Origin of the sequence: Photorhabdus temperata, from assembly GCF_025384845.1 — a bacterium.
Taxonomy (GTDB): domain Bacteria; phylum Pseudomonadota; class Gammaproteobacteria; order Enterobacterales; family Enterobacteriaceae; genus Photorhabdus; species Photorhabdus temperata.
The window spans coordinates 1-20,945 of sequence record NZ_JAJAFX010000078.1 but is presented as its reverse complement, the minus strand read 5'-3'; the positions used below and the strand labels follow the sequence as shown (position 1 = coordinate 20,945).

Below are 20,945 nucleotides of genomic sequence, written 5' to 3'. Positions count from 1 at the left end.
TCCCCGCCACACTTTGGACAGGACACCGGATCGTTAATCCGTGCCACCCCTTTACCCAAAATCTGGAAACTGTCATCACCCGCTAAAACAGCGCCGCCATGAGAGGTTTTATCCCCTTGTCGTATGATATTTTTCAGCATAAATATCCCGCCAGGAATTGAAATAATTGATCCCACCACCCTAAAAATAAGGTAGCAAAAATCCTATTACCACAGACAGCAAGCACAGCTCTATGCAGTGAGTAATAACAAATTGAACGACAGGAAGATAACAATGTATCCCAATCGATTAATCCCTTTGAATAAAGGGAACAGAAGTTGAAATTCCTTTCATACTATTCGTATGATGGAACTTAAAGTAATAGTTATTAAACTTTGATCAGAAAGCAAGCGTTTTTTATAAATTTACAAAAATATAAATTTGTAAGAAATTGTTACAAACGGTAAGAAAGCATTACAGACTCAGTATAAATTCAATTATCTTCAATCTAATAAACGATAAAACGGATAGTGACATACCATTTTTTCAGAAAAATAATCCACGATAGATAAAACAGCTTCTCATCCACTTAAATCCCGTCTAATTATCATTGTGATAGAATAATGCATTGATTTTTAATCAAAAAATATATTTACCCCAATTTGTTATGATAACTAATAACGCTATTTGTTTAATTGTTTCACTAATGACCCATTCTTCATTAAATACCGGGGATAATGATATTATTATCTTACTCAATCGATTATATTCCGTTGTTAGCCGGTTTCCTGTCAGGCGTAAAAACGTCTTAATGTATCCTGACAGACGACGGCCGAGTGATTGCCGTACAGAGCGCAATTTACACCGACAGTAATGCCGGCTTTCAAGAAAGGTCATGGATGAAGGGAGAAGCCAAAATAAATGCCAATGAATTCTCATCCCCGTGAACACGAGGAACAGTATTTGAAGTAAATCGAATTATCACTTCATTTATGGTCCATCTCCGTTGATTCGGAGAACATGTCATCTATCGTTCGCATATAATTCAGCTCTTGCAGGAGAAACAACTCTCTCCTATTCATCATATTTAGGAAGACAAAAATGTATCTCAATTGATTAATCCCTTTGAATAAGGGGAACGGGATTCGAAATCTCCCTCATACTGCTCATATGACAGAACTTGAGCAATAATTATTAAACAATCACCAAATAGCAAGAAAAATTTTCATTTTTTTTAATTTACGAAAAAAACACTAACCTGCCATAATCATTTAAAATCGCGAATACAGAGAGATTAAAGATTTTATATAAGAGGCTGATTTAACTCAATAAGCGTGCTTTTCAGAATGATCGTAAATTGCGTTTAATCGAAATCCATTAACCAGTAAAAAGCCATAAGAATAATGCAATAAAAAAAGGATAATGGGGGTTAATCAATCCTGAAACCTGGCATTCGCCAGGTTTTTATTTATTCAGTTTACATCAAGTAATTAGGATATTACTTTTCCCGAATGCCTTCGACAGAAATCAGTAAATCCGCTTCCTGTGATTTAGGGCCTAAATCTGCTTTGAAATTAAAGTCTTTCAGGTTGATTTTACTGTAAGCTTCAAAACCTGCGCGGTAACCACCCCATGGGTCTTTACCTTCACCCATCAGTACTGCATTCAATACCACTGGCTTTGTCACACCATTTAAAGTCAGATCACCTGTAATAGTATATTTATTCCCATCTTTTTTCACTTCGGTTGAAGAGAATTTTGCTTCAGGGTATTTCTCCGTATTAAAGTAATCTTTACTGCGCAGGTGCTTATCACGTTCGGCGTGGTTAGTATCCAAACTGGCTATTTTAATTGTGACATCAACTTTATCCGCCGCCGGGTTTTTCTCATCAAATGTGAAAGAACCATCAAAATCCTTAAATGATCCATATAACCAACTGTAACCCAAATGCTGAATGCGGAATTCAATAAAGGCGTGCTGACCCGGTATATCAATTTTATAATTGGCTGCTAATGCAGAACTTGCATTCAATAACAATGCACCCGCAGTCAGGCCAAGTAACGTCTTCTTCAACATATTATTCTCCATAATCGTTTTGTATTATTCAGGACGGAAACCCAGCATACGCTTCAGGGTTGCATCACGGTCAATAAAATGGTGTTTTAACGCAGCAACAGCATGTAATAACGATAAAATCACCACAGTCCAGGCAAGGTAAAGGTGAATCATTCCAGCAGTATCTGCCTGTTTGCCCTGACCGGTTAATGTGGCTGGCACAGTAAACCAGTCAAAGACAGAAATTGGCTGCCCATCAGCCGTCGAAATTAAATAACCACTAATCAGAATGCTAAACAGCAAAATATACAACAGAATATGTACTAAAACAGAGCTGATTCTGGTCAGGCGGTTATAACTGGCTAAGGGCTTTGGGGGTGGAGAAACAAAACGCCAGATAACACGCACAGCCATCGCTATCAGCAGCATGATTCCAATGCTTTTATGAATTTCAGGCGCTCCGTGATACCACGTATCGTAATACCCTAATGTCACCATCCACAGCCCCAGTGCAAACATGCCATACACAGTCAATGCAACCAGCCAGTGTAAAAGGACAGATAAATGACCAAATTGGTTGGCGGTATTCTTCCAAAGCATAGTAGTTCCTTTTTAGATCAATGCTGGTGAGCTATTCTTTTGGATTTGTTAAATCATAAACTATATTAATTTCTTTTTTATTAAAAATTTCAACAAATAATTTGTAAAAGATTTTCAATTTTAATCAACGAGATTTACTTAAAATAAAAAAACATTAAATAACAACAAAATAAAAATGAATCGCATCAGGAATAATGCCAAAAAACATATAATATATATTTTTTTGTTATATTGTTTTTGAGATTTTAGCTAATGAAAGAATCAATTATCTTATTTTATGTTTATGAGAAATATAACCACCTGAAAACAAGTAGCTATGATAAAGACAACATATCATTTTCAATTTAATAATTTACAACAAGAAATTAATTTTATTGCAAAATAACGAAAACTTAACCGCATCTCTTGTTATTTAAAACCGCAACAATGACAGGTTTAGAAATTCGCAAGATGTTAACCATCATACGCTATCCAATTATCGTTATTGCTCATGAGCGTCTGTAAGTAATCTGCACCAGTCAGGTTATTCATGCCCTCGCCGTTTTCTAAACGCGCCTTCAACCAATGAGTGAGCCGTTCTTGTAATTGCCCTGCTGGTTCATCCAGTTTCTTAACCTGCTCACCGTGGTTTTCCCATAAATCGCTAATGAGCACAAATACCTGCCCTTGCAGGGCGTAATCAGAATGGAACCAAGCCTCAAGTAAATGATGACCCAAGACAAAGGGCTTTTCATTCTCACTTTGACTACAATTCTCAGGGCAGTAATAAATCTGGGGCTCAGGTGCGTCGATCATTAATTCACTCACCGGCGTTAGAAATCCTGACCAATCGCTGACAATCATTGCCGGTAATAACTGATTGAGAATACGCGTATCCATACTGCGCAAGAGTACCTGCTTCTCCTGTAATATCACCTGCTGACGTGAACGCCAGTGATTAAGCTGTGTTGCCCATAAATCCTCACTGCGGTAAGCCCACCCCCAACTGTTATCGCTCAGGGTTTGGCTATCAAGTAAATGACTTATTATTGCCAGGCAACCTGACTTGGGCTGAACCAGCCAGGGGCTCTGCGCCAGCAGGTGATCCATCGGTGTACCGCTATACAGTGGAAAAGCCTGCTCCACCCAGTCGTTTTTATAAAAGAGAGTGACAGGGTTCGGCTTTGCCAGTGAATTGAGCATAAAGAAAACGGGTGGCCTATTAGATGCTGTCAGCCACTGTTGCCAATTGATAGAAATGTTCATGCATCCTCCTGGTTATCAATAATCAAGTTAGCTTCCAGTTGAGCCTGCACAGCACAAAGCGGTTTGGCTGGAAATTTAACACCCGGCAGAGGCGCAACGCCCTCTGGCAGTTGCAGGGATAGGCCACGCCCGGCACCGGCAGAACCTTGCCCGACTAATAAATTTGGGGAGGTTAGAATACCGCCGGGAGTTAACCGGATAAAATGGCCGCCGATTTTTAAGGTAATTTCTGACGCCGCTTCCAGCACGATTTTACCGCCACTTTTCAGGTGCGTTTCCTGACCACTTTCAGTGACTAACGCTTCCCCGGCCTGTAAATGCTGACTGCCGATGATACGGTGTGATACATCCCCATTGGTACTGTATTTACCGGAGCCGGCGATTTTCCGGTGGTCATCAGCGCGGATTTCACTGTAACGGTTATTGTCGATCCGCTGTTTATGGTCGTGTTTGATGTGCCAGTAGGTATCATGCTGAATATGGGCGGTCAGATCTCTCTGCCCGTGCAGGTAGATCTCTTCCTGGTCTTTCGCATCCTCAAACCGCAATTCGTTAAAACCGTCACCTTTGTGGGTCCGGGTTTTAAACGTGGTGCGGGTTTTCTCTGCGGGTAAATCCAGCGGTGGCCGGTTTAAACCGTTGTAGGTGCAGCCGGTGACAATCGGCCGATCAATATCGCCGTTCAGATAGGAAACAATCACTTCCTGACCGATACGGGGAACCGCCATAAAACCGTAACCGCTGCCATTCCAGCCTTGAGCGAACCGTACCCAACAAGAGGCGTTTTCATCGGCCTTATCATAACGATCCCAGTGAAAATGGATGCGAATACAACCGTCTTCATTGACATAAATCTCTTCCCCTGCCGGGCCCACCACGGTAGCCACTTCATCACCATCCGCCAGTGGTTTGTAGCGATATAGCGCTCGCCAATCCTTATAGCCGGAAATAAAACTGAATTCATTATGCAGATAAGTCCCTGACTCCCCACTGGATTCTTGCAGTGCCTGCGGGCACTTGCCGTAATGATGAATGGTCACGATTTGCCAGCGGGTGTTCATGGCATCAACCGGATGTTCACTGAGGTCAAAGATTTTACCGGGCATCAGTTTAAAACAGTTGCTTTGCCCGCTGCCTTCCTGACGTTGATTCTGAACGGCCTGCTGACGGCGCTGGACAAACGGTTTCGCCTCCGCGTCTTTCTGAAAACGGCCGTAGCTTTCAAAGATCGAAAACAGGGTTTCTTGCCCCTCTACACGGGGATCGGTATTGGCCCGGTGTGTCAGGCGGTAAGCGGGGTTTTGAGGATTTCGGTCCTTATAGATTACCCGTTGCGGGGTCATGGAGACACCCAAACGCACTTGGTTGATCACATTCATTTCAGTGGCGACTTGTACCTGAGGATTGTAAACCAGCGGTAAATTGGCCGTCATGCCTAAGTGACTGTCACTGAAAAACAGTTTGTCGTCTTCAAACCAGAAATTCAGCCCTTCTTCGGCGACTAACCGGGCAAAAAAGTCATAATCGGACTCACGCTTTTGCGTCACATACTCGCGTGTGTAATGAAACTCATTGAGTTGGGAATCGGCCAGAATATGGTGTTTTTTCAGCAAACTTTTGAGGATTTCCGGGACGCTTTGCCGATGATAAATCCGGCTGTCCTGATTCAGGTTCATCCGCCAGAGCGCAGGCCGGACGGTGAGGTAATAAATTGTGCGGTGAGTATGGGTGTCACCCAGTACAGCCTGTGCAATAATGCCGCTGACCTGACGTTGCTCAACACCATTGAAAACCACCCGGAATTTCACCGACTGTAATAACAGTGATTCCAGATCAATATCGGCCCGTTTACTGACCAGGGTTAAAGAGAGGGTAAACAGTTCGGATAATTCCTCCTGTAAAGAGAATTCAGCTACCGCAAATGTTTTCTCCGGCAAATCGGTAATCTGACAGAGAAAGTGTAATCCATCGTTCATAGGGACTCCTTATTTCTGGTGTTAGTGTTTAGGTAAATGAGTAATATGGCCTTAGCTAGGTTGGAACCTTATAAGGCGACATATCTGCATGAAACTCATAATCAAGACAAGTTTTTGATTTATACACAGCCGACACATACGGCTCGGTGTATTTCGGCGCAATACCCTCCACCGTTATCATCTTATTAGAAGTAAATGAGCAATTCTGATAGCGTTACTTCATGTTCATATACATATACCGAAAATCGACTATTTGAGTACCGTTATCAATCTTTCCACCAGGATATTCAACCCATTCGCCTTTCCCGTCAGTCACAGTCACCTTCGCCATTTTGGTTTCATCCAGTTTGGGCTTAAAGATAATTTTCCATTCCATTTCTGGAGTTAATTTCAGTCTAAAGGAACGCATTTTTGATACTTCACCTTGTAACGATATTCTTTTCGGACTCTTCTCAACCACCTTCAAAACAGGATAAATAACCGGGCTAAAATCAATGACATTCAATGCCGCCGTTTCGCTAAGATTTGTTTGAACTGCATCGTTGATAAAGGCGGTTAGACCCGTTCCTCCATAGGGTATAGCATCTTTCACCAGGTGGCTAACATCGGTATAATCCACTGATACATAAGCCCGCTCAATTTTCCATTTGCACCAGCCTCCACCACTAAAAGGCAATTTTGTTTGAAAATAACCGGTTTGCGGATCAGCTTTTACATCTGGGTAAAGCACATTATAGGTCGGGACCTTATGAGGGGACATCTGAGAATCAACCTCATAATCAAGACAAGTTTTTGATTTATACACAGTCGACACATACGGCTCGGTGTATTTCGGCGCAATACCCTCCACCGTTATCCACGGCCCCTTTCCAGTAGATGAAAAGGGGAAAAGCCAGTTAAAAAAGGTATCACTAAACGCCCAATAAATAAAAGACAGCAATAATAATGACAGCGTGACTTTTAATATTTTCATACTGAAAGTTCCTTACCATCGTATTTCATATTTATCATGGTCAGTCTTCCTCAATTCCTACCGCGTTATCCGTACAGCGTATTCAATACCAAATCTTCCTGTTCATCTTATTAGAAGTAAATGAGCGATTCTGATAGCGTTACTTCATGTTCATATACATGTACCGAAAATCGACGTCTTGAGTACCGTTATCAATCTTACCGCCAGGATATTCAACCCACTCGCCTTTCCCGTCAGTCACAGTGACCTTCGCCATTTTGGTTTCATCCAGCTTAGGCTTAAAGGTAATTTTCCATTCCGCTCCTGGCGTTAACATGAGTCGAAAGGAGCGCATTTTTGATACTTCACCTTGTAACGATATTCTTTTCGGACTCTTCTCAACCACCTTCAAAACAGGATAAATAACCGGGCTAAAATCAATGACATTCAATGCCGCCGTTTCGCTAAGATTTGTTTGAACTGCATCGTTGATAAAGGCGGTTAGACCCGTTCCTCCATAGGGTATAGCATCTTTCACCAGGTGGCTGACATCGGTATAACTCACGGACACAAACGCCCGGTCAATTTTCCATTTACACCAGCCTCCACCACTGAAGGGTAATTTCACCTGAAAATAACCAGTTTTCGGATCTGCCTTTACATCCAGGCGCAATCCGTTATAGGTCGGTACCTTATAAGGCGACATATCGGCATGCAACTGATATTCAAAACAATCTTTTGAGATATATTCTGCCGACACATACGGTTTTGTGTATTTCGGCGCAACACCTTCCACGGTTATCCACGGCCCCTTTTCCTCAGATGAAAAGGGAAAAAGCCAGTTAAAAAAGGTATCCCCCATCGACCAGTAAATAAAATACAGCAATAATAATGACAGCGTGACTTTTAATATTTTCATACTGAGAGTTCCTTACCATCACAGTAATGCTGTAAGGCCAATTTCCCCTTTTCTTCCTGTTGACTGACGGCCAATGATGTTATTAACTGTTTGTCCATTTCCAGAAAACAGAGATTACGGTAATAAATAGCATCTGGGATCAGTCTTTTATAAACATCCATTTTCTCCTTAAATTGACGCTGACTGTCCTGATAAACCGTCATTTTATCCGGTTCGCATAACTCTTTAAGACGGGCATTAATATAACCGGCATATCTAGATGAAAAGTGGTTAAGAATACTTAATTTGTCTTTTAACTCAGGATTTTTATTTTCAGCAAATAATTTATCCTTTTCTTCCGGGGTGAGCTGGTTAAACAGGGCGTTTTGCTGTTCACCTGCCTGCGCGAACAAGTGTTCTGTTTCTTTATCCAGCTCAGGAATTAAATACAGTTTTGTCGTATTACTTAATATTTCCTCTGCACTTAATCTGGCTATCAGCGATACATTACTGGCGGTAATCAGCCATTCCGGGCAGGCACTGGCTTTTAAAAAATGGACCACTTTGCCATGATGCAGATAAATTTCTTGACTGGCTGTCGCTTGTTTAATGACTTTAACAATCGGTGACGGTGACACGAGTTTCATAATTTCCCAGTCATACCCCGCCGGCGTCCAGTAATTGAAAAACCCATTATCCATATCTTTCTCAAAGGGCACAGAAGGAACGGGGTCATCTTCATTCACATGACGATAATGGGTAATAGAAGATAATTCCTGCACTGCACTGCGGGTTAATGTTCTCGGCATCCCATAACTGTAGAGACAAGGATTATGTTCTTTCAATTGTGCACTGTGCAGTAATGCCAGTGCCCCTCCCAAGCTGTGACCACAAATAAATAGCTTTTTTCTTTTAGCCAAGTCCAGAATCTCATTGAATACTATTATATTTTCATCACCGGGGACTGTTAGCTTTCCAACCAAACTGAACGCTTCCCAGAATCCTTTATGCACTTTACCATTATGAATAAATTCACTGCACAGCGCTTTTTCATCATCACAGCTCAATTTCAGGGGCTGGAACGTAGTATCCGTTAAGGCATCTCTCCAACTGGCTGTACCCCGCCAACTAACAACCACATCATTTTGACTGGCCGCATAAAACAGTTGGGTATCACCTTGTTTATTGTTCCCTGCTAGTGAATCAATAAACTCCACCCGAGTATAACGTCCACTAAATGGCACATCGTAAACCACAGGTGTTGCCGATAATTCCTCCACTTTATAGGGAAAGGTTGAAACATCCACCATTTGCCGGTTAAAAAAATGTTTAACAGAACCAACTACATTAACATCCCCATCCGTGTAAGCCAATACGCTCATCAAACACTGGTTATACGCATTAACAATGGAATACTCTTTCTGATGGTGCAACAACAAAACCCAAGCCCGGAACGGACACACTTCCAATACATACCGTTGATTTAATGGATGAACAGTGTAGCCATTAGGCTCCGGGTTCGGGAAATGATAGGGAGGTGGAATATCTTTAGGATCCCAATCCTTAATCACCGGCAACCCATCACTAATCTGCCCGATAGTCACATAATGATATTGATGGCCTTCAGCTTCTGCTTTTGGCTTCACCACCGAAGCCTCTTCACCGCGTATTTCCCGCAACGGGCGCTGTTCCATCTCGTCAGCCAGCGATTGAGCATCAATATACAGCGTGACCTTATGGGGTAACAGCATCTCTTCCCTAAGCACACCGAAACCATCGGTTACCCCCTGGCGCACATAACCTGGAGTTCCGTGACTGATCAAGCGATAAGGCATGTTAACCAGCGGCTTCCCCTGTTCATCCACTAACTGAAATTCTACCCAGTTTTTCAAAAACCGCTTACAATCGAAACACAAACGCGGATCTGATATACCCATTGGTTTTATTTCCTTCTGTTAACATGAATACAGCCCAGACATAACGCGGTGAAAATCCCAAATCCCATAAGGCTTTCTCATTTAAAACTGACGAATGTTCACATCAAGTAAATAAAGTGAACACCTCATTAGCCAATCGTGAAATATACCCCACACAAGGAGTCCAATGATATTCTTCCATATTCGGCCATATGACAAAGTTTAGACAATAATTATCAAATCATCATCAGAGTGCAAGAACTTCTTTGAAAATTTACAAAAATAAATTGATAATAATGCGCTATAAATATAAAAAGGATTCTGGTTTCTATTAAGCGAAGAACAGATACCTGCAAATCGACCAACTGAGCAGAAAAACAATCTATATAAACAAAAAAGCCGCTAATTCACCCATTTGTCACCAAATTATTATCATGACAATATCAAACCCAACACATTGATTATTAATCGATAATATACTCACCCCACTGTCCGTTATGATTTATATACCTGGTCATTCAATTAATCATTGAATTGCATTCACACTGACATTTCTTTTCAAAACATTACAATTTAAAACCTATTTTGCCATTATTTATTAACGATTCGACTAACTCTAATCATAGCCATGCAGTTGAATAATCCATACCCTGTTTTCTTATCATCACCGCAAATATCACCGGCTTATCCCCGCTAATACGAGGAACATGTTCCCTATTTGACAGCCAAATCCTTATTGTATGGTTCATCCCTATGAAATACAGGGAACATCCCAAAACTCTCAAATAATGATTTGACCTTTATTATATTGGAAAAAATTTATTAGGAAATCAAACTGGCTTTGCTAGGCCAGCATATTGCCCCGAATATATTCCAGTTTAGTCTGCAAATTAATCACTCTTCTCTCAATAACCACGCCAAAGATTCGATTTTATTTAACGGACGAGGCTGCTTCTGCCGGTCTCCAATCACCCAGCAGTTTCTGTCGGTGCTCATGGCCCAATGGCCTTAACATAAAACGGCAGGTTGTAGCATACCGTGTACTGAATATGGTATAAAACCTGCCGTTTTTTCTTATGAATCATTTTGCAAAGGGTATTGTTTGCTACAATATACCTATTCTTGTTCGTAATTTAAGGTAACCAGGTGAATATTCAGGCGATTCTTTCAGAAAAAGTCAGCCAGGCGCTGATTGCAGCAGGTGCTCCAGCCGACAGCGAAGCTCACGTCCGTCAATCCGCGAAAGCGCAATTTGGTGACTATCAGGCCAATGGTGTGATGGCCGCCGCTAAAAAAGTGGGTATGCCGCCCCGACAACTGGCAGAAAAAATTGTTAGCCTGCTGGATCTGCAAGGTATCGCCAGTAAAGTTGAAATCGCCGGCCCCGGTTTTATTAATATTTTTCTTGATAAAACCTGGATTGCAGCGAATATCGAGACTGCACTGAAAGATGAGAAATTGGGCGTTACTTCAGTCGAACCACAAACTATCGTTGTCGATTATTCCGCACCCAATGTCGCTAAACAGATGCACGTTGGTCATCTGCGTTCCACCATTATTGGTGATGCTGCGGTGCGTACGCTTGAATTCCTCGGCCATAAAGTTATCCGCGCTAACCACGTTGGTGATTGGGGAACCCAGTTCGGTATGTTGATCGCCTATCTGGAGAAAGTGCAAAACGAAAATGCCGGCGATATGGCATTGGCCGATCTGGAAGCTTTCTATCGTAAAGCAAAAAAGAATTATGATGAAGATGAAGAGTTTGCGGCCCGCGCCCGTGGCTATGTGGTGAAGCTGCAAAGCGGTGATGAGTATTGCCGTACTATGTGGCGCAAGTTGGTGGATATCACTATGGCCCAGAACCAGCAAACCTATGACCGTTTGAATGTCACTTTGACTCAAAATGCCGTGATGGGGGAAAGTCTGTACAACGATCTGCTGCCCGGTATTGTCGCTGATCTGAAACAGAAGGGCCTGGCGGTAGAAAGTGATGGCGCAACCGTGGTTTACCTTGATGAGTTTAAAAACAAAGAAGGTGAACCGATGGGCGTGATTATCCAGAAAAAGGATGGAGGCTATCTTTACACCACAACGGATATCGCCTGTGCAAAATATCGTTATGAAACCCTGCACGCTGAACGTGTTCTTTATTATATCGATACCCGTCAACATCAGCATTTGATGCAAGCATGGGCCATCGTTCGTAAAGCAGCCTATATACCAGAAGCCATGTCACTGGAACACCATATGTTCGGCATGATGCTGGGTAAAGATGGCAAACCATTCAAAACCCGTGCCGGCGGCACTGTCAGGTTGACCGATCTGCTGGATGAAGCCATTGAACGTGCCGATAAACTTATCCGTGAGAAAAACCCGGATATGCCAGAAGATGAGCTGAAAAAAGTGGTTGAAGCTGTGGGTATCGGCGCAGTGAAATATGCCGATCTCTCCAAGAGCCGTACGACAGATTACATCTTCGATTGGGATAATATGCTCGCCTTTGAAGGTAACACCGCGCCTTATATGCAATATGCCTATACCCGCGTGGCCTCGATCTTCAAACGTGCCGATATTGATGAAAGCAGCCTGACTTTACCGGTTATTTTGAATGAGGATCGTGAACAAGCCCTAGCAACCCGCTTGTTACAATTTGAAGAGACTATCACCACCGTCGCCCGTGAAGGTACGCCACACGTTATGTGTGCTTACCTGTACGATTTAGCCGGTCTGTTTTCTGGTTTCTATGAACACTGTCAGATCCTGAATGCAGAAAACGAAGAACTGCGCCAAAGCCGCCTGAAACTGGCTTTGCTGACCGCTAAGACGCTGAAGCAAGGTCTGAATACTTTGGGCATTGAGACGGTAGAGCGGATGTAACCGTACAATCTCGGTTTTCTCCGAAAAGTTGGCGTGATACAGGCATATATTGCCTTATCACGCCTGTTAAGTTTGTACTATATAGTCATCTAGTCATCTCCCGTTCTTGTTTGGTGCTCAATGCAATTCTGGTATGAATGATATTCGCAACCACTTTTGGTATATGCTGAATAAAGAAGTGATCAGAATCGACGAGGTGAATATCAATACCACCACAAGTGTAGTTTTCCCACGCCAGCATATCCTCTTTTGACATCGTTTTATCCTCCTGCCCATGAATCAAAACGAGTTCAGATACACTTTGCCTTTGTCGTAAATAATGTTTCATATGGTAATTAAGCGATAAATCATTACGGATAATAGGAAAGAATATCGCCTTGAAATCTTCATTATTAATGACCTCATCATGCGTTCTACCGTATCTTGCCAATAATTCACTCAATTGCGCATCAGATAAATCAAACGGATCTTCTTTAAAATGGGTAATATGCGGAGGGGCTTCTGCGGAAATAAATACGTTTGCCGGAGACAGGTTCTCATTATTTAACCGGTTAGCCAATTCATAAGCAAACAAACCGCCGTTACTGTGCCCAAATAAAGAGAACCGGCTACCGTTGATCAGATGTCTCATTTCCCCATGTACTGCTTGCAAAATCTTTTCCATATCCCGGCTTAACGCTTCACCAAAACGACTGCCCCCACCCGGCAATTGTAATGCATATACCGCAATATTTTTCGCCAGACAAGTACTCAGGCCACGAAAAACCTCTGCCGAGCCACCCGCATAAGGAAAACAAAATAGGATATGATCAGCTTTACCTGATTGAATATGACTTAACTTTTCAAACCACATAAACTCTTTCCCACTCAATTAAATCTATCAAGGCCAGTAAGTTAATCTATGACATCTGAATAACCCGCTGAACACTGGACGATGCCAATTATTTATTTTTGAGATGACTAAATGTTCATCCCAGTATTATTTTCCTGCTAAACTTAATCCAATATCTGTTCCAAATCACATTCAGATCAGATATTTAGCATAACAAATGCTGCCCATATGATAATTGTGATTTATAACAGAATCCCTTATATTTTCATGAAAAAACACGACATGGCACACACAATTAATTTTTCATTCATAAATTATTAAATTAAGTGACTATAACATCTGAAACATCACTTAATTATAAATATTTCAACAATGCAAATATATAGTGAAGAAATTTAGAAGACAATAAATTAATTTATTATATTAAATAATCGATAATGCGATTCAAAGGAATACCATAATAAAATTAAATAAAAACCTTATTATGAGAAATTAGTCACAAATCAATTAGTTGGTTGAAAATTGATATCCCAGCAGTCTCCGAAAGCTCAAACGCGGCTTGATCCGAGAATAACCGCCGGGATACCTGAATTTATTATAAACCGCGGTGGGCAAAATCTTTCAACCGGAAACCCATCATCATCAATGCAGCAAAATAGCCTCCAGCTCCAGCGATAACCACCATCATTAACCGCAACAGACGCATAGCCATATTTCCCTGTTCCCATGCTGGCATCAACCACAAAGTAACAGCTAACACGGCAACCATTACTGCAATTGCCACAACCAGTTTAAATAAAAAAACACCCCACCCCACCAGCGGCTTAAAAATATTTTTCTTCCGTAATTGCCAGTAAAGCATACTTGCATTGAAACAAGCAGCCAAACCGATAGAAAGCGCCAACCCAGCATGTTTCAGTGGGCCAACAAAAGCCAGATTCATTAGTTGAGTCAGAATTAAAGTCGCAATCGCAATTTTCACCGGGGTTTTAATATCTCCACGGGAATAAAAACCCGGTGCCAGTACTTTAACAATAATTATCCCCATCAGCCCGAAACAGTAAGCAATTAATGCCTTCTGAGTCATTGCCGCATCAAATGCAGTGAAATTACCATACTGGAAAAGAGAAACCGTCAAAGGTTCTGCCAGAATACCCAGCGCGATAGCACAAGGCAGTGCCAATAGAAAACAGAGCCGAAGCCCCCAATCCATCAATTTAGTGTATTCCTCATGATTGCCACTGGAAAAACTTTTCGCCAGTGAAGGCAAAAGAATTGTTCCAAGAGCAACGCCCAATACACCGGAAGGTAATTCCATCAAACGGTCAGCGTAATACATCCAGGACACCGAACCGGATATCAGAAATGAGGCGAAAATCGTATTAATAATTAATGAAATCTGGCTGACTGAAACCCCAAGGATTGCCGGCCCCATCTGCCGGATAACCCGCCATACGGCACTGTTGCGAAAAGAAATGCGCGGTAATACCAGCATTCCAATTTTTTTCAGATGGGGAAGCTGATAGACAAGTTGCAAAATACCGCCGGCAACAACCGCCCAACCCAACGCCATCACCGGTGGATTGCAATACGGGGAGACAAACAGTGCAAACACAATCATGCTGATATTAAGCAACGTCGGGGCGAAAGCCGGTACAGAAAACCGATTCCAGGTATTTAATATCGCCCCTGCCAACGAGGCCAGCGATATTAGAAAAATATAAGGAAACGTAATTCTTAACAGATTTGTCGTCAGAGCAAATTTATCCGCAGTATCGGTAAAACCCGGCGCAGTAATATAAATCACCCACGGTGCAGCTAAAATACCCAGCACCGTAACAACCGCCAGAATTAACGTCAGCATACCGGAAACATAGGCAATAAACGTCCGGGTCGCTTCATCTCCCTGCTGATTTTTATATTCAGCCAGAATCGGCACAAATGCCTGAGAAAATGCGCCTTCTGCAAAAATACGGCGCAACAAATTAGGTAATTTAAATGCAACAAAAAAGGCATCCGTTGTTGCACCTGCGCCAAATATACGGGCAATAATGGCATCACGGATAAAGCCCAAAACCCGGGAAAACATGGTCATAGAACTGACCGCAGCCAGCGATTTCAATAAATTCATCGTATTTATCTCAAAATCATGCTCAAAAAAACGCACCAACCGAAGTCAGTGCGTCAAATAAGTCAACTCATTAAAGCTTATATTTAATCAGGATAGAACTCTTGGGAAAAGATCTGATTTATATTCCAGAGACATTCATCCGGGAACATATCCAGCCCTGTTTCGTCGGCAGCGGAAGAAACGGCATCAGCCCAAACTTTAGCAAACCAGTTTTCATCAGCAATTGTACTTTTCAGGCTAGGTGTCTCTTTTATATGCAATTCCAGTGCTTTTCTCTGTTCCCTGATAGTTCGTTGCCAACTTGAACCACGACGGCCAGGCTGGAATTGCCACTTTAAAAGATGGGCCAGCAAAACTGCCATACGACTTGCCAGTTCACGTTTTTCACTCTTGCCCACGTCCTCAATCTCCTCGGCAATATTAGCTATATCGATCTCAGAGAATTTACCTGCACGCAATAATGCAGCTTGCTCATTCGCCCAAGCGACCACATCAGTTTCGTAACGGGTATGACTCATGGTTGCCTCCGTTGATAAGTCTGCTATACAGATAGCTCCTATGCATTGCAGTCTGTCAGAGAATATCACTTGCGTCAAAAGAGTATTATAAATCGATCTTTCTATTTCTAAGCTGCCTGTACGGCAGTGAACACAGTAAAGGTTGTCTGTTTGTTCATTAATAAGCAAAAGCCCCATGATGGGGCTTACGACGAGACGGTAATTTAAGTTCCGCTATAACTTTGTAAACTAAACAGCTCCTGGTTTATCTGGCAGTACAATCTCTGATAGTTAACTTTTTCCATTCCATTTTTCATCTGTCAGTGCGGTTAATACATGATCCTGCCAAATCCCATTTATCATCAGATATTTCTTTGCATATCCTTCACGCTCAAAACCCAATCGTTCCAACAACTTACCACTACGATGATTATCAGGCATATAATTAGCCATAATCCGATGCATACCCTGCTGACGCTGCATATAACGGATGGCTGGCTGCAACGCCTCATACATCAGCCCTTTTCCCTGCCATTTTTCACCAAGAGAATATCCCAAATAACAGGCATGAAAAGCACCCCGCAAAATATTACTGAAATTCGCAACACCAATAATTTCATTCTCATTCGGATCAAGCAGCAAGAAATGAAAAGCTGCGCTCTGTCTTTGCATTTCCGTAATTAAATTCAATCGGTTTGTCCAGCCAGAAGGCTGACAATGGCTGTTATCCCGGGTCGGCTCCCAAGGTTTAAGAAATTCGTGATTTTCTGAATAATATTCAGCTAAACGATAAGCATCCCGCTCGTACACCAAACGCACCACCATTCGTTCTGTTATCAAACGAACTTTCGGTAAAGTGGAACGATAACCAAACATTATTTCTCCCTAGCTATGCCTAATTTGTCCGTTAATAACTTAAGCTTTTCATCTGTAAAATACATCTTCCAGCCACCCGCTTACGATAAAAAAATATTATCCATAAATCACTACCCTAAAGATTAAATTAAGTACAGAATATAGAAGAATTATATTATTTTCCTCTTCTTAATATTCCAATGGTGAGCGATGTCACTGGTTTCGCAAGCACGTAGCCTGGGCAAGTACTTCTTGTTATTTGATAACTTGCTGGTCGTTCTGGGCTTCTTCGTCGTTTTTCCCTTAATATCAATACATTTTGTTGAACAACTGGGCTGGGCTGCGCTGGTTGTCGGTTTTGCTCTTGGTTTGCGGCAGTTTGTACAACAAGGCTTGGGCATTTTCGGTGGCGCAATTGCCGACCGCTTTGGTGCAAAACCGATGATCGTCACCGGGATGCTGTTGCGCGCCCTGGGTTTTGCTTTAATCGCATTAGCCACTGAGCCGTGGATCTTATGGCTTGCCTGCATATTATCCGCATTAGGCGGCACTTTATTTGATCCACCACGGACCGCACTGGTTATCAAACTAACCCGCCCTCACGAGCGTGGCCGTTTTTATTCCCTGCTGCTGATGCAAGACAGCGCTGGTGCTGTTGTCGGTGCGCTGATTGGTAGCTGGCTGCTGCAATATGATTTCCATCTTGTTTGTTGGACAGGTGCTGCTATTTTCGTTCTAGCAGCCATCTGGAATGCCTGGCAACTCCCTGCATACCGGATTTCCACTACCCGTACGCCAATCTGGGAAGGTATGGGACGCGTCATTAAAGACCGCCGCTTCTTCACTTATGTGTTGACACTGACCGGCTACTTTATGTTGTCTGTACAGGTAATGCTGATGTTCCCAATTATCGTCAATGAAATCGCCGGGACGCCCGCTGCGGTGAAGTGGATGTACGCCATTGAAGCGACACTTTCATTGACTTTACTTTATCCCATTGCCCGCTGGAGCGAGAAACGCTTCCGGCTGGAACAGCGCCTGATGGCCGGGCTTTTCCTGATGAGCCTGAGCATGTTCCCAATAGGTTTGATTGGTGAAATCAATACGCTGTTTGGCATTATCTGCCTGTTCTACCTGGGTACCATCACCGCAGAACCTGCCCGTGAGACATTAAGCGCTTCACTGGCTGATCCCCGCGCCCGTGGCAGTTATATGGGCTTTAGCCGCCTCGGCCTGGCACTGGGTGGCGCTTTAGGTTATACCGGCGGCGGTTGGTTGTATGATACCGGCCATACGCTAAACATGCCGCAACTGCCCTGGATCCTGTTAGGAATTATTGGCTTTATCACGTTGTATGCACTGCACCGCCAGTTTAACCAGCGTAAAATTGAATCCGCCATGCTTAGTGGCAGTTAATGATGTAAAATCTGCCCTTCAAAATAAAGGAGTCAATATGAGAAAATTTTTCTTGGGGGCAGTATTGCTGCTGGCCGGGTTAGTCAGCGGTTGCGATCAATTCAAAGATTTCAGTATCAGCGAAGAGCTGATTAATGGCTATCTGGCGAAACATATCCATTACCAGAAACAGATTGAGTTACATGGTATCGCCAATGCAGAGATAGAACTGACAGAATTGTCTAGCCTAATTGGCCGGACAGAACCCGATAAAATAGCATTAACCGGCCAAGCAAAGGTTAATATTGCCTCCCTGCTTGGCCCGGCTAAAGCGGATATGAAGCTGACACTAAAAGCACAACCGGTGTTTGATCCAGAAAAAGGCGCTATTTTTCTGAAAGAATTAGAAATCGTTGATTATCAAATCACACCGGAAAAAATGGAAAAGCCAATTAACGCTCTGCTTCCTTATCTGAATAAATCACTCAGCGCTTTCTTTGATATTCACCCCGTGTATGTATTGAAACCGGATCACAGCAAAGCTGAAGCCGCCGCCAAAAAATTGGCAAAAGGGCTAGAAGTCAAACCTGGCAAATTTGTTATCATGCTGACCGATAAATAATTTTTATCGAGATATCGCAGAAAAGGCAAATAATCGTCAATTATTTGCCTTTTCATCCGTTTCAAACTAGGAATCCAACTCTTCCCGTAACGCCTGCAATGCTTCACGGGTGATCATTGCTAATGTCCGGTAAAAACCGGTTGTTGCGTGGGCTTCCACCTTTCCCAGCCATTGCCCACACCACGGCAGAAGATACTCATCAAACAACACAATTTGCCCCTGAACCTCGTCTTCTGCTGCCTGATCTTCCAGCCATGAAGCCGCTAATAACAGAGAACCAAACTGATCAACCGGCCCATCTGACAATGGCATACCGCGTTCGGTTAAAAACTGACGAATATCGTTTTCACTCTCCCCGGTATAGTCAGAACGACGACCCGGCACACTGGCATCATCACCAAACAGCGCGGTATAATCCGTTGCCATTGCCGGCAGTTCACAACTCTGTTGCAGACGATCCAATAACACATCCTGCTCTAATGGCCAGGATTGTTTCAGTTTACCTTCCGCAATCATTGTCAGAAGTGGTTGTAGAACCGGATCTTGTGGCTGGCGGTTAAACAAAGTCCCTAAAATGCGGCAGACTATTGAAAATTCATTCATCTCATTTTCCAAATAAATAGCTATTTTGCCGCTATTGTCCCCAATAACCGACCTGACTGTAAAGAGACACTGTTAATATCCCAGTTTGATATCCACAACACCCGTTGGTAATTCACCCTTTTCAATCCGCCGAATATTTTCACTGACCTTATCCATAGCGATATTGGGAATCGTAATAGCAGCAATATGTGGAGTAACCGTTATACGGGGATGCGTCCAGAATGGGTGCATTTCCGGCAATGGTTCCTCAGTAAATACATCCAATGAAGCCGCTGCAATATAGCCTTTATTGATCGCTACCAATAGATCATGTTCTATCAAATGGGAGCCTCGTGCGAGATTAATCAGATAAGACTTCGGTTTTAACTGACTAAACAGCGATAAATTCAGAATACCACGGGTATGCGGTGTATCAGGCAATAGATTAATAAGCACTTTACTGCCAGAGAGAAAATCGCCCAACTGATCTTGACCGTAGAAACTGTCTACCTTATTAATCTGCTTCGGCGTACGGCTCCAGCAGCGTACTGTAAAACCAAACTCAACCAGCGTCTCGGCAACACTGCGTCCCAAAACCCCAGCGCCCAACACACCAATCACAAAATCCTGGCGATCATGTGATTCGAGTTGTTTCCACATTTTCTGCCCTTGTTGCAGCTTATATTCATCCATGCGGCGTAAGTAATGTAAAACCGTTGCTACCGCATACTCCCGCATTTGTAATCCCATGCCTGCGTCTTGGAGCCGCATTAATGGTACACCGGCGGGCAACATCCCTGGTCTTTGCTGCTCCTGTTTCAAAATGGCCTCTACGCCTGCTCCCAGGGTAAAAATCCCCTTCAATCCGGAGCGATTCGCCAACATCTCATAGGGAGGCGCCCAAACCATTGCATAATCTGCATGGGCATTATCTCCTCGTTTCCATTGACGGATATTAATATTCGGCAGTCGCTGCTGCATGCCTTGAATCCACTGAGCGGCATCAAAAAAAGGGTGGTAAAAGATAATATCCATGATTATTTATCCTATTTTATTTTTTTATACAGGGTTATCTGATTAATAGCAGGTTGCAAGCTCCTTTGTTAATCATTTTTATGAAAATGTTGAGAATGTTAAGTAGTTGACGAATTCATTTTTTTCTTATCAAAAAGCTTGCATCTGTTTACTTCAACAACATCAGATGGGCATCAATTCATCGAATTGGCGATTATTTAGCTAACCAATCAAAAAACCAAAGAAAAGTATTAGAAGAGTGTTGACGCTTGTAATGCTTTTCCCTATAGTAGCGCCCCGTTGCAGCGACGATGTCAAATAAAGTTACTGCGAAGAAAAAACACGGTGAGGTGTCCGAGAGGCTTAAGGAGCACGCCTGGAAAGTGTGTATACGTGAAAACGTATCGAGGGTTCGAATCCCTCCCTCACCGCCAGATTTGAAGAGAAGCTCAGGTTAACTGCCTGGGCTTTTTTGTTTGTATATTCCCCAATGCAGGGAGGGATGAGAACCCTCGACC

The 20,945-nt window shown here is 42.7% G+C and carries 17 protein-coding genes and 1 tRNA gene; 4 read left to right on the top strand and 14 right to left on the bottom strand.

The annotated features are described in order from the left end of the window. The 8 genes from LGZ99_RS21670 to LGZ99_RS21635 all read right to left on the bottom strand — a co-directional run. On the bottom strand, window positions 1-140 hold a 140-nt coding region (locus tag LGZ99_RS21670; RefSeq protein ID WP_262979585.1), incomplete at its 3' end, for a PAAR domain-containing protein. Between the two features lie 1,337 nt (window positions 141-1,477). Then, entirely contained in the window at window positions 1,478-2,056 is a 579-nt protein-coding gene (locus tag LGZ99_RS21665) for a YceI family protein (RefSeq protein WP_023046373.1), read from the bottom strand. 24 nt (window positions 2,057-2,080) lie between these two features. Beyond that, a complete protein-coding gene (locus LGZ99_RS21660; RefSeq protein WP_023046374.1) occupies window positions 2,081-2,635 on the bottom strand; it encodes a cytochrome b in 555 nt (184 codons plus the stop codon). Window positions 2,636-3,088: 453 nt separating this feature from the next. Further along, complete coding sequence (locus tag LGZ99_RS21655) at window positions 3,089-3,880, bottom strand: DUF4123 domain-containing protein (RefSeq protein ID WP_023046375.1); 792 nt, start codon at window positions 3,878-3,880, stop codon at window positions 3,089-3,091. After that, complete coding sequence (locus LGZ99_RS21650; protein ID WP_262979584.1) at window positions 3,877-5,856, bottom strand: type VI secretion system Vgr family protein; 1,980 nt, start codon at window positions 5,854-5,856, stop codon at window positions 3,877-3,879. Before LGZ99_RS21650 ends, LGZ99_RS21655 begins: the two co-directional genes overlap by 4 nt. A 214-nt stretch (window positions 5,857-6,070) precedes the next feature. Continuing rightward, entirely contained in the window at window positions 6,071-6,829 is a 759-nt protein-coding gene (locus LGZ99_RS21645; protein ID WP_262979583.1) for a hypothetical protein, read from the bottom strand. Between the two features lie 139 nt (window positions 6,830-6,968). Then, window positions 6,969-7,727 (bottom strand): hypothetical protein, encoded by a 759-nt coding sequence (locus LGZ99_RS21640; protein ID WP_262979582.1) that lies wholly within the window; start codon window positions 7,725-7,727, stop codon window positions 6,969-6,971. Next, window positions 7,724-9,643 (bottom strand): lipase family protein, encoded by a 1,920-nt coding sequence (locus LGZ99_RS21635; protein WP_262979581.1) that lies wholly within the window; start codon window positions 9,641-9,643, stop codon window positions 7,724-7,726. Before LGZ99_RS21635 ends, LGZ99_RS21640 begins: the two co-directional genes overlap by 4 nt. A 1,125-nt stretch (window positions 9,644-10,768) precedes the next feature. On the opposite strand from LGZ99_RS21635, the gene argS reads away from it, so the two are divergent. Next, window positions 10,769-12,499 carry an arginine--tRNA ligase gene (gene argS, locus LGZ99_RS21630; protein ID WP_036841368.1) on the top strand — a complete coding sequence of 577 codons (1,731 nt, stop codon included), beginning with the start codon at window positions 10,769-10,771 and terminating at the stop codon, window positions 12,497-12,499. An 85-nt stretch (window positions 12,500-12,584) separates the two neighbouring features. Here argS and LGZ99_RS21625 read toward each other — a convergent pair whose 3' ends face one another. The 4 genes from LGZ99_RS21625 to rimJ all read right to left on the bottom strand — a co-directional run bounded on the left by LGZ99_RS21625 (window position 12,585) and on the right by rimJ (window position 16,835). Then, the gene (locus tag LGZ99_RS21625) at window positions 12,585-13,352 is read right to left on the bottom strand and encodes a thioesterase II family protein (RefSeq protein ID WP_023046229.1); all 768 of its coding nucleotides are present in this window, start codon (window positions 13,350-13,352) and stop codon (window positions 12,585-12,587) included. Window positions 13,353-13,926: 574 nt separating this feature from the next. Next, the gene (gene murJ, locus LGZ99_RS21620; protein WP_262979580.1) at window positions 13,927-15,462 is read right to left on the bottom strand and encodes a murein biosynthesis integral membrane protein MurJ; all 1,536 of its coding nucleotides are present in this window, start codon (window positions 15,460-15,462) and stop codon (window positions 13,927-13,929) included. A gap of 83 nt (window positions 15,463-15,545) precedes the next feature. Beyond that, the gene (locus LGZ99_RS21615) at window positions 15,546-15,980 is read right to left on the bottom strand and encodes a DUF29 domain-containing protein (RefSeq protein WP_021325093.1); all 435 of its coding nucleotides are present in this window, start codon (window positions 15,978-15,980) and stop codon (window positions 15,546-15,548) included. A gap of 270 nt (window positions 15,981-16,250) precedes the next feature. Further along, a complete protein-coding gene (rimJ, locus tag LGZ99_RS21610) occupies window positions 16,251-16,835 on the bottom strand; it encodes a ribosomal protein S5-alanine N-acetyltransferase (RefSeq protein WP_023046227.1) in 585 nt (194 codons plus the stop codon). A 189-nt stretch (window positions 16,836-17,024) separates the two neighbouring features. Between rimJ and mdtH the strand changes: the two genes are divergently transcribed. Both mdtH and LGZ99_RS21600 read left to right on the top strand, forming a co-directional pair. Continuing rightward, window positions 17,025-18,230 carry a multidrug efflux MFS transporter MdtH gene (mdtH, locus tag LGZ99_RS21605; RefSeq protein ID WP_023046226.1) on the top strand — a complete coding sequence of 402 codons (1,206 nt, stop codon included), beginning with the start codon at window positions 17,025-17,027 and terminating at the stop codon, window positions 18,228-18,230. Between the two features lie 37 nt (window positions 18,231-18,267). Beyond that, on the top strand, window positions 18,268-18,831 hold the full coding sequence (locus LGZ99_RS21600; RefSeq protein WP_021325096.1) for a lipoprotein: 564 nt from the start codon (window positions 18,268-18,270) through the stop codon (window positions 18,829-18,831). A gap of 66 nt (window positions 18,832-18,897) precedes the next feature. On the opposite strand, the gene LGZ99_RS21595 is transcribed toward LGZ99_RS21600, so the two are convergent. Beyond that, a complete protein-coding gene (locus LGZ99_RS21595) occupies window positions 18,898-19,434 on the bottom strand; it encodes a TorD/DmsD family molecular chaperone (RefSeq protein WP_262979579.1) in 537 nt (178 codons plus the stop codon). 72 nt (window positions 19,435-19,506) lie between these two features. Then, the gene (gene ghrA / locus LGZ99_RS21590; RefSeq protein ID WP_023046224.1) at window positions 19,507-20,448 is read right to left on the bottom strand and encodes a glyoxylate/hydroxypyruvate reductase GhrA; all 942 of its coding nucleotides are present in this window, start codon (window positions 20,446-20,448) and stop codon (window positions 19,507-19,509) included. Between the two features lie 323 nt (window positions 20,449-20,771). On the opposite strand from ghrA, the gene LGZ99_RS21585 reads away from it, so the two are divergent. After that, window positions 20,772-20,861, top strand: a tRNA-Ser gene (locus LGZ99_RS21585). Window positions 20,862-20,945 lie beyond the last annotated feature (84 nt).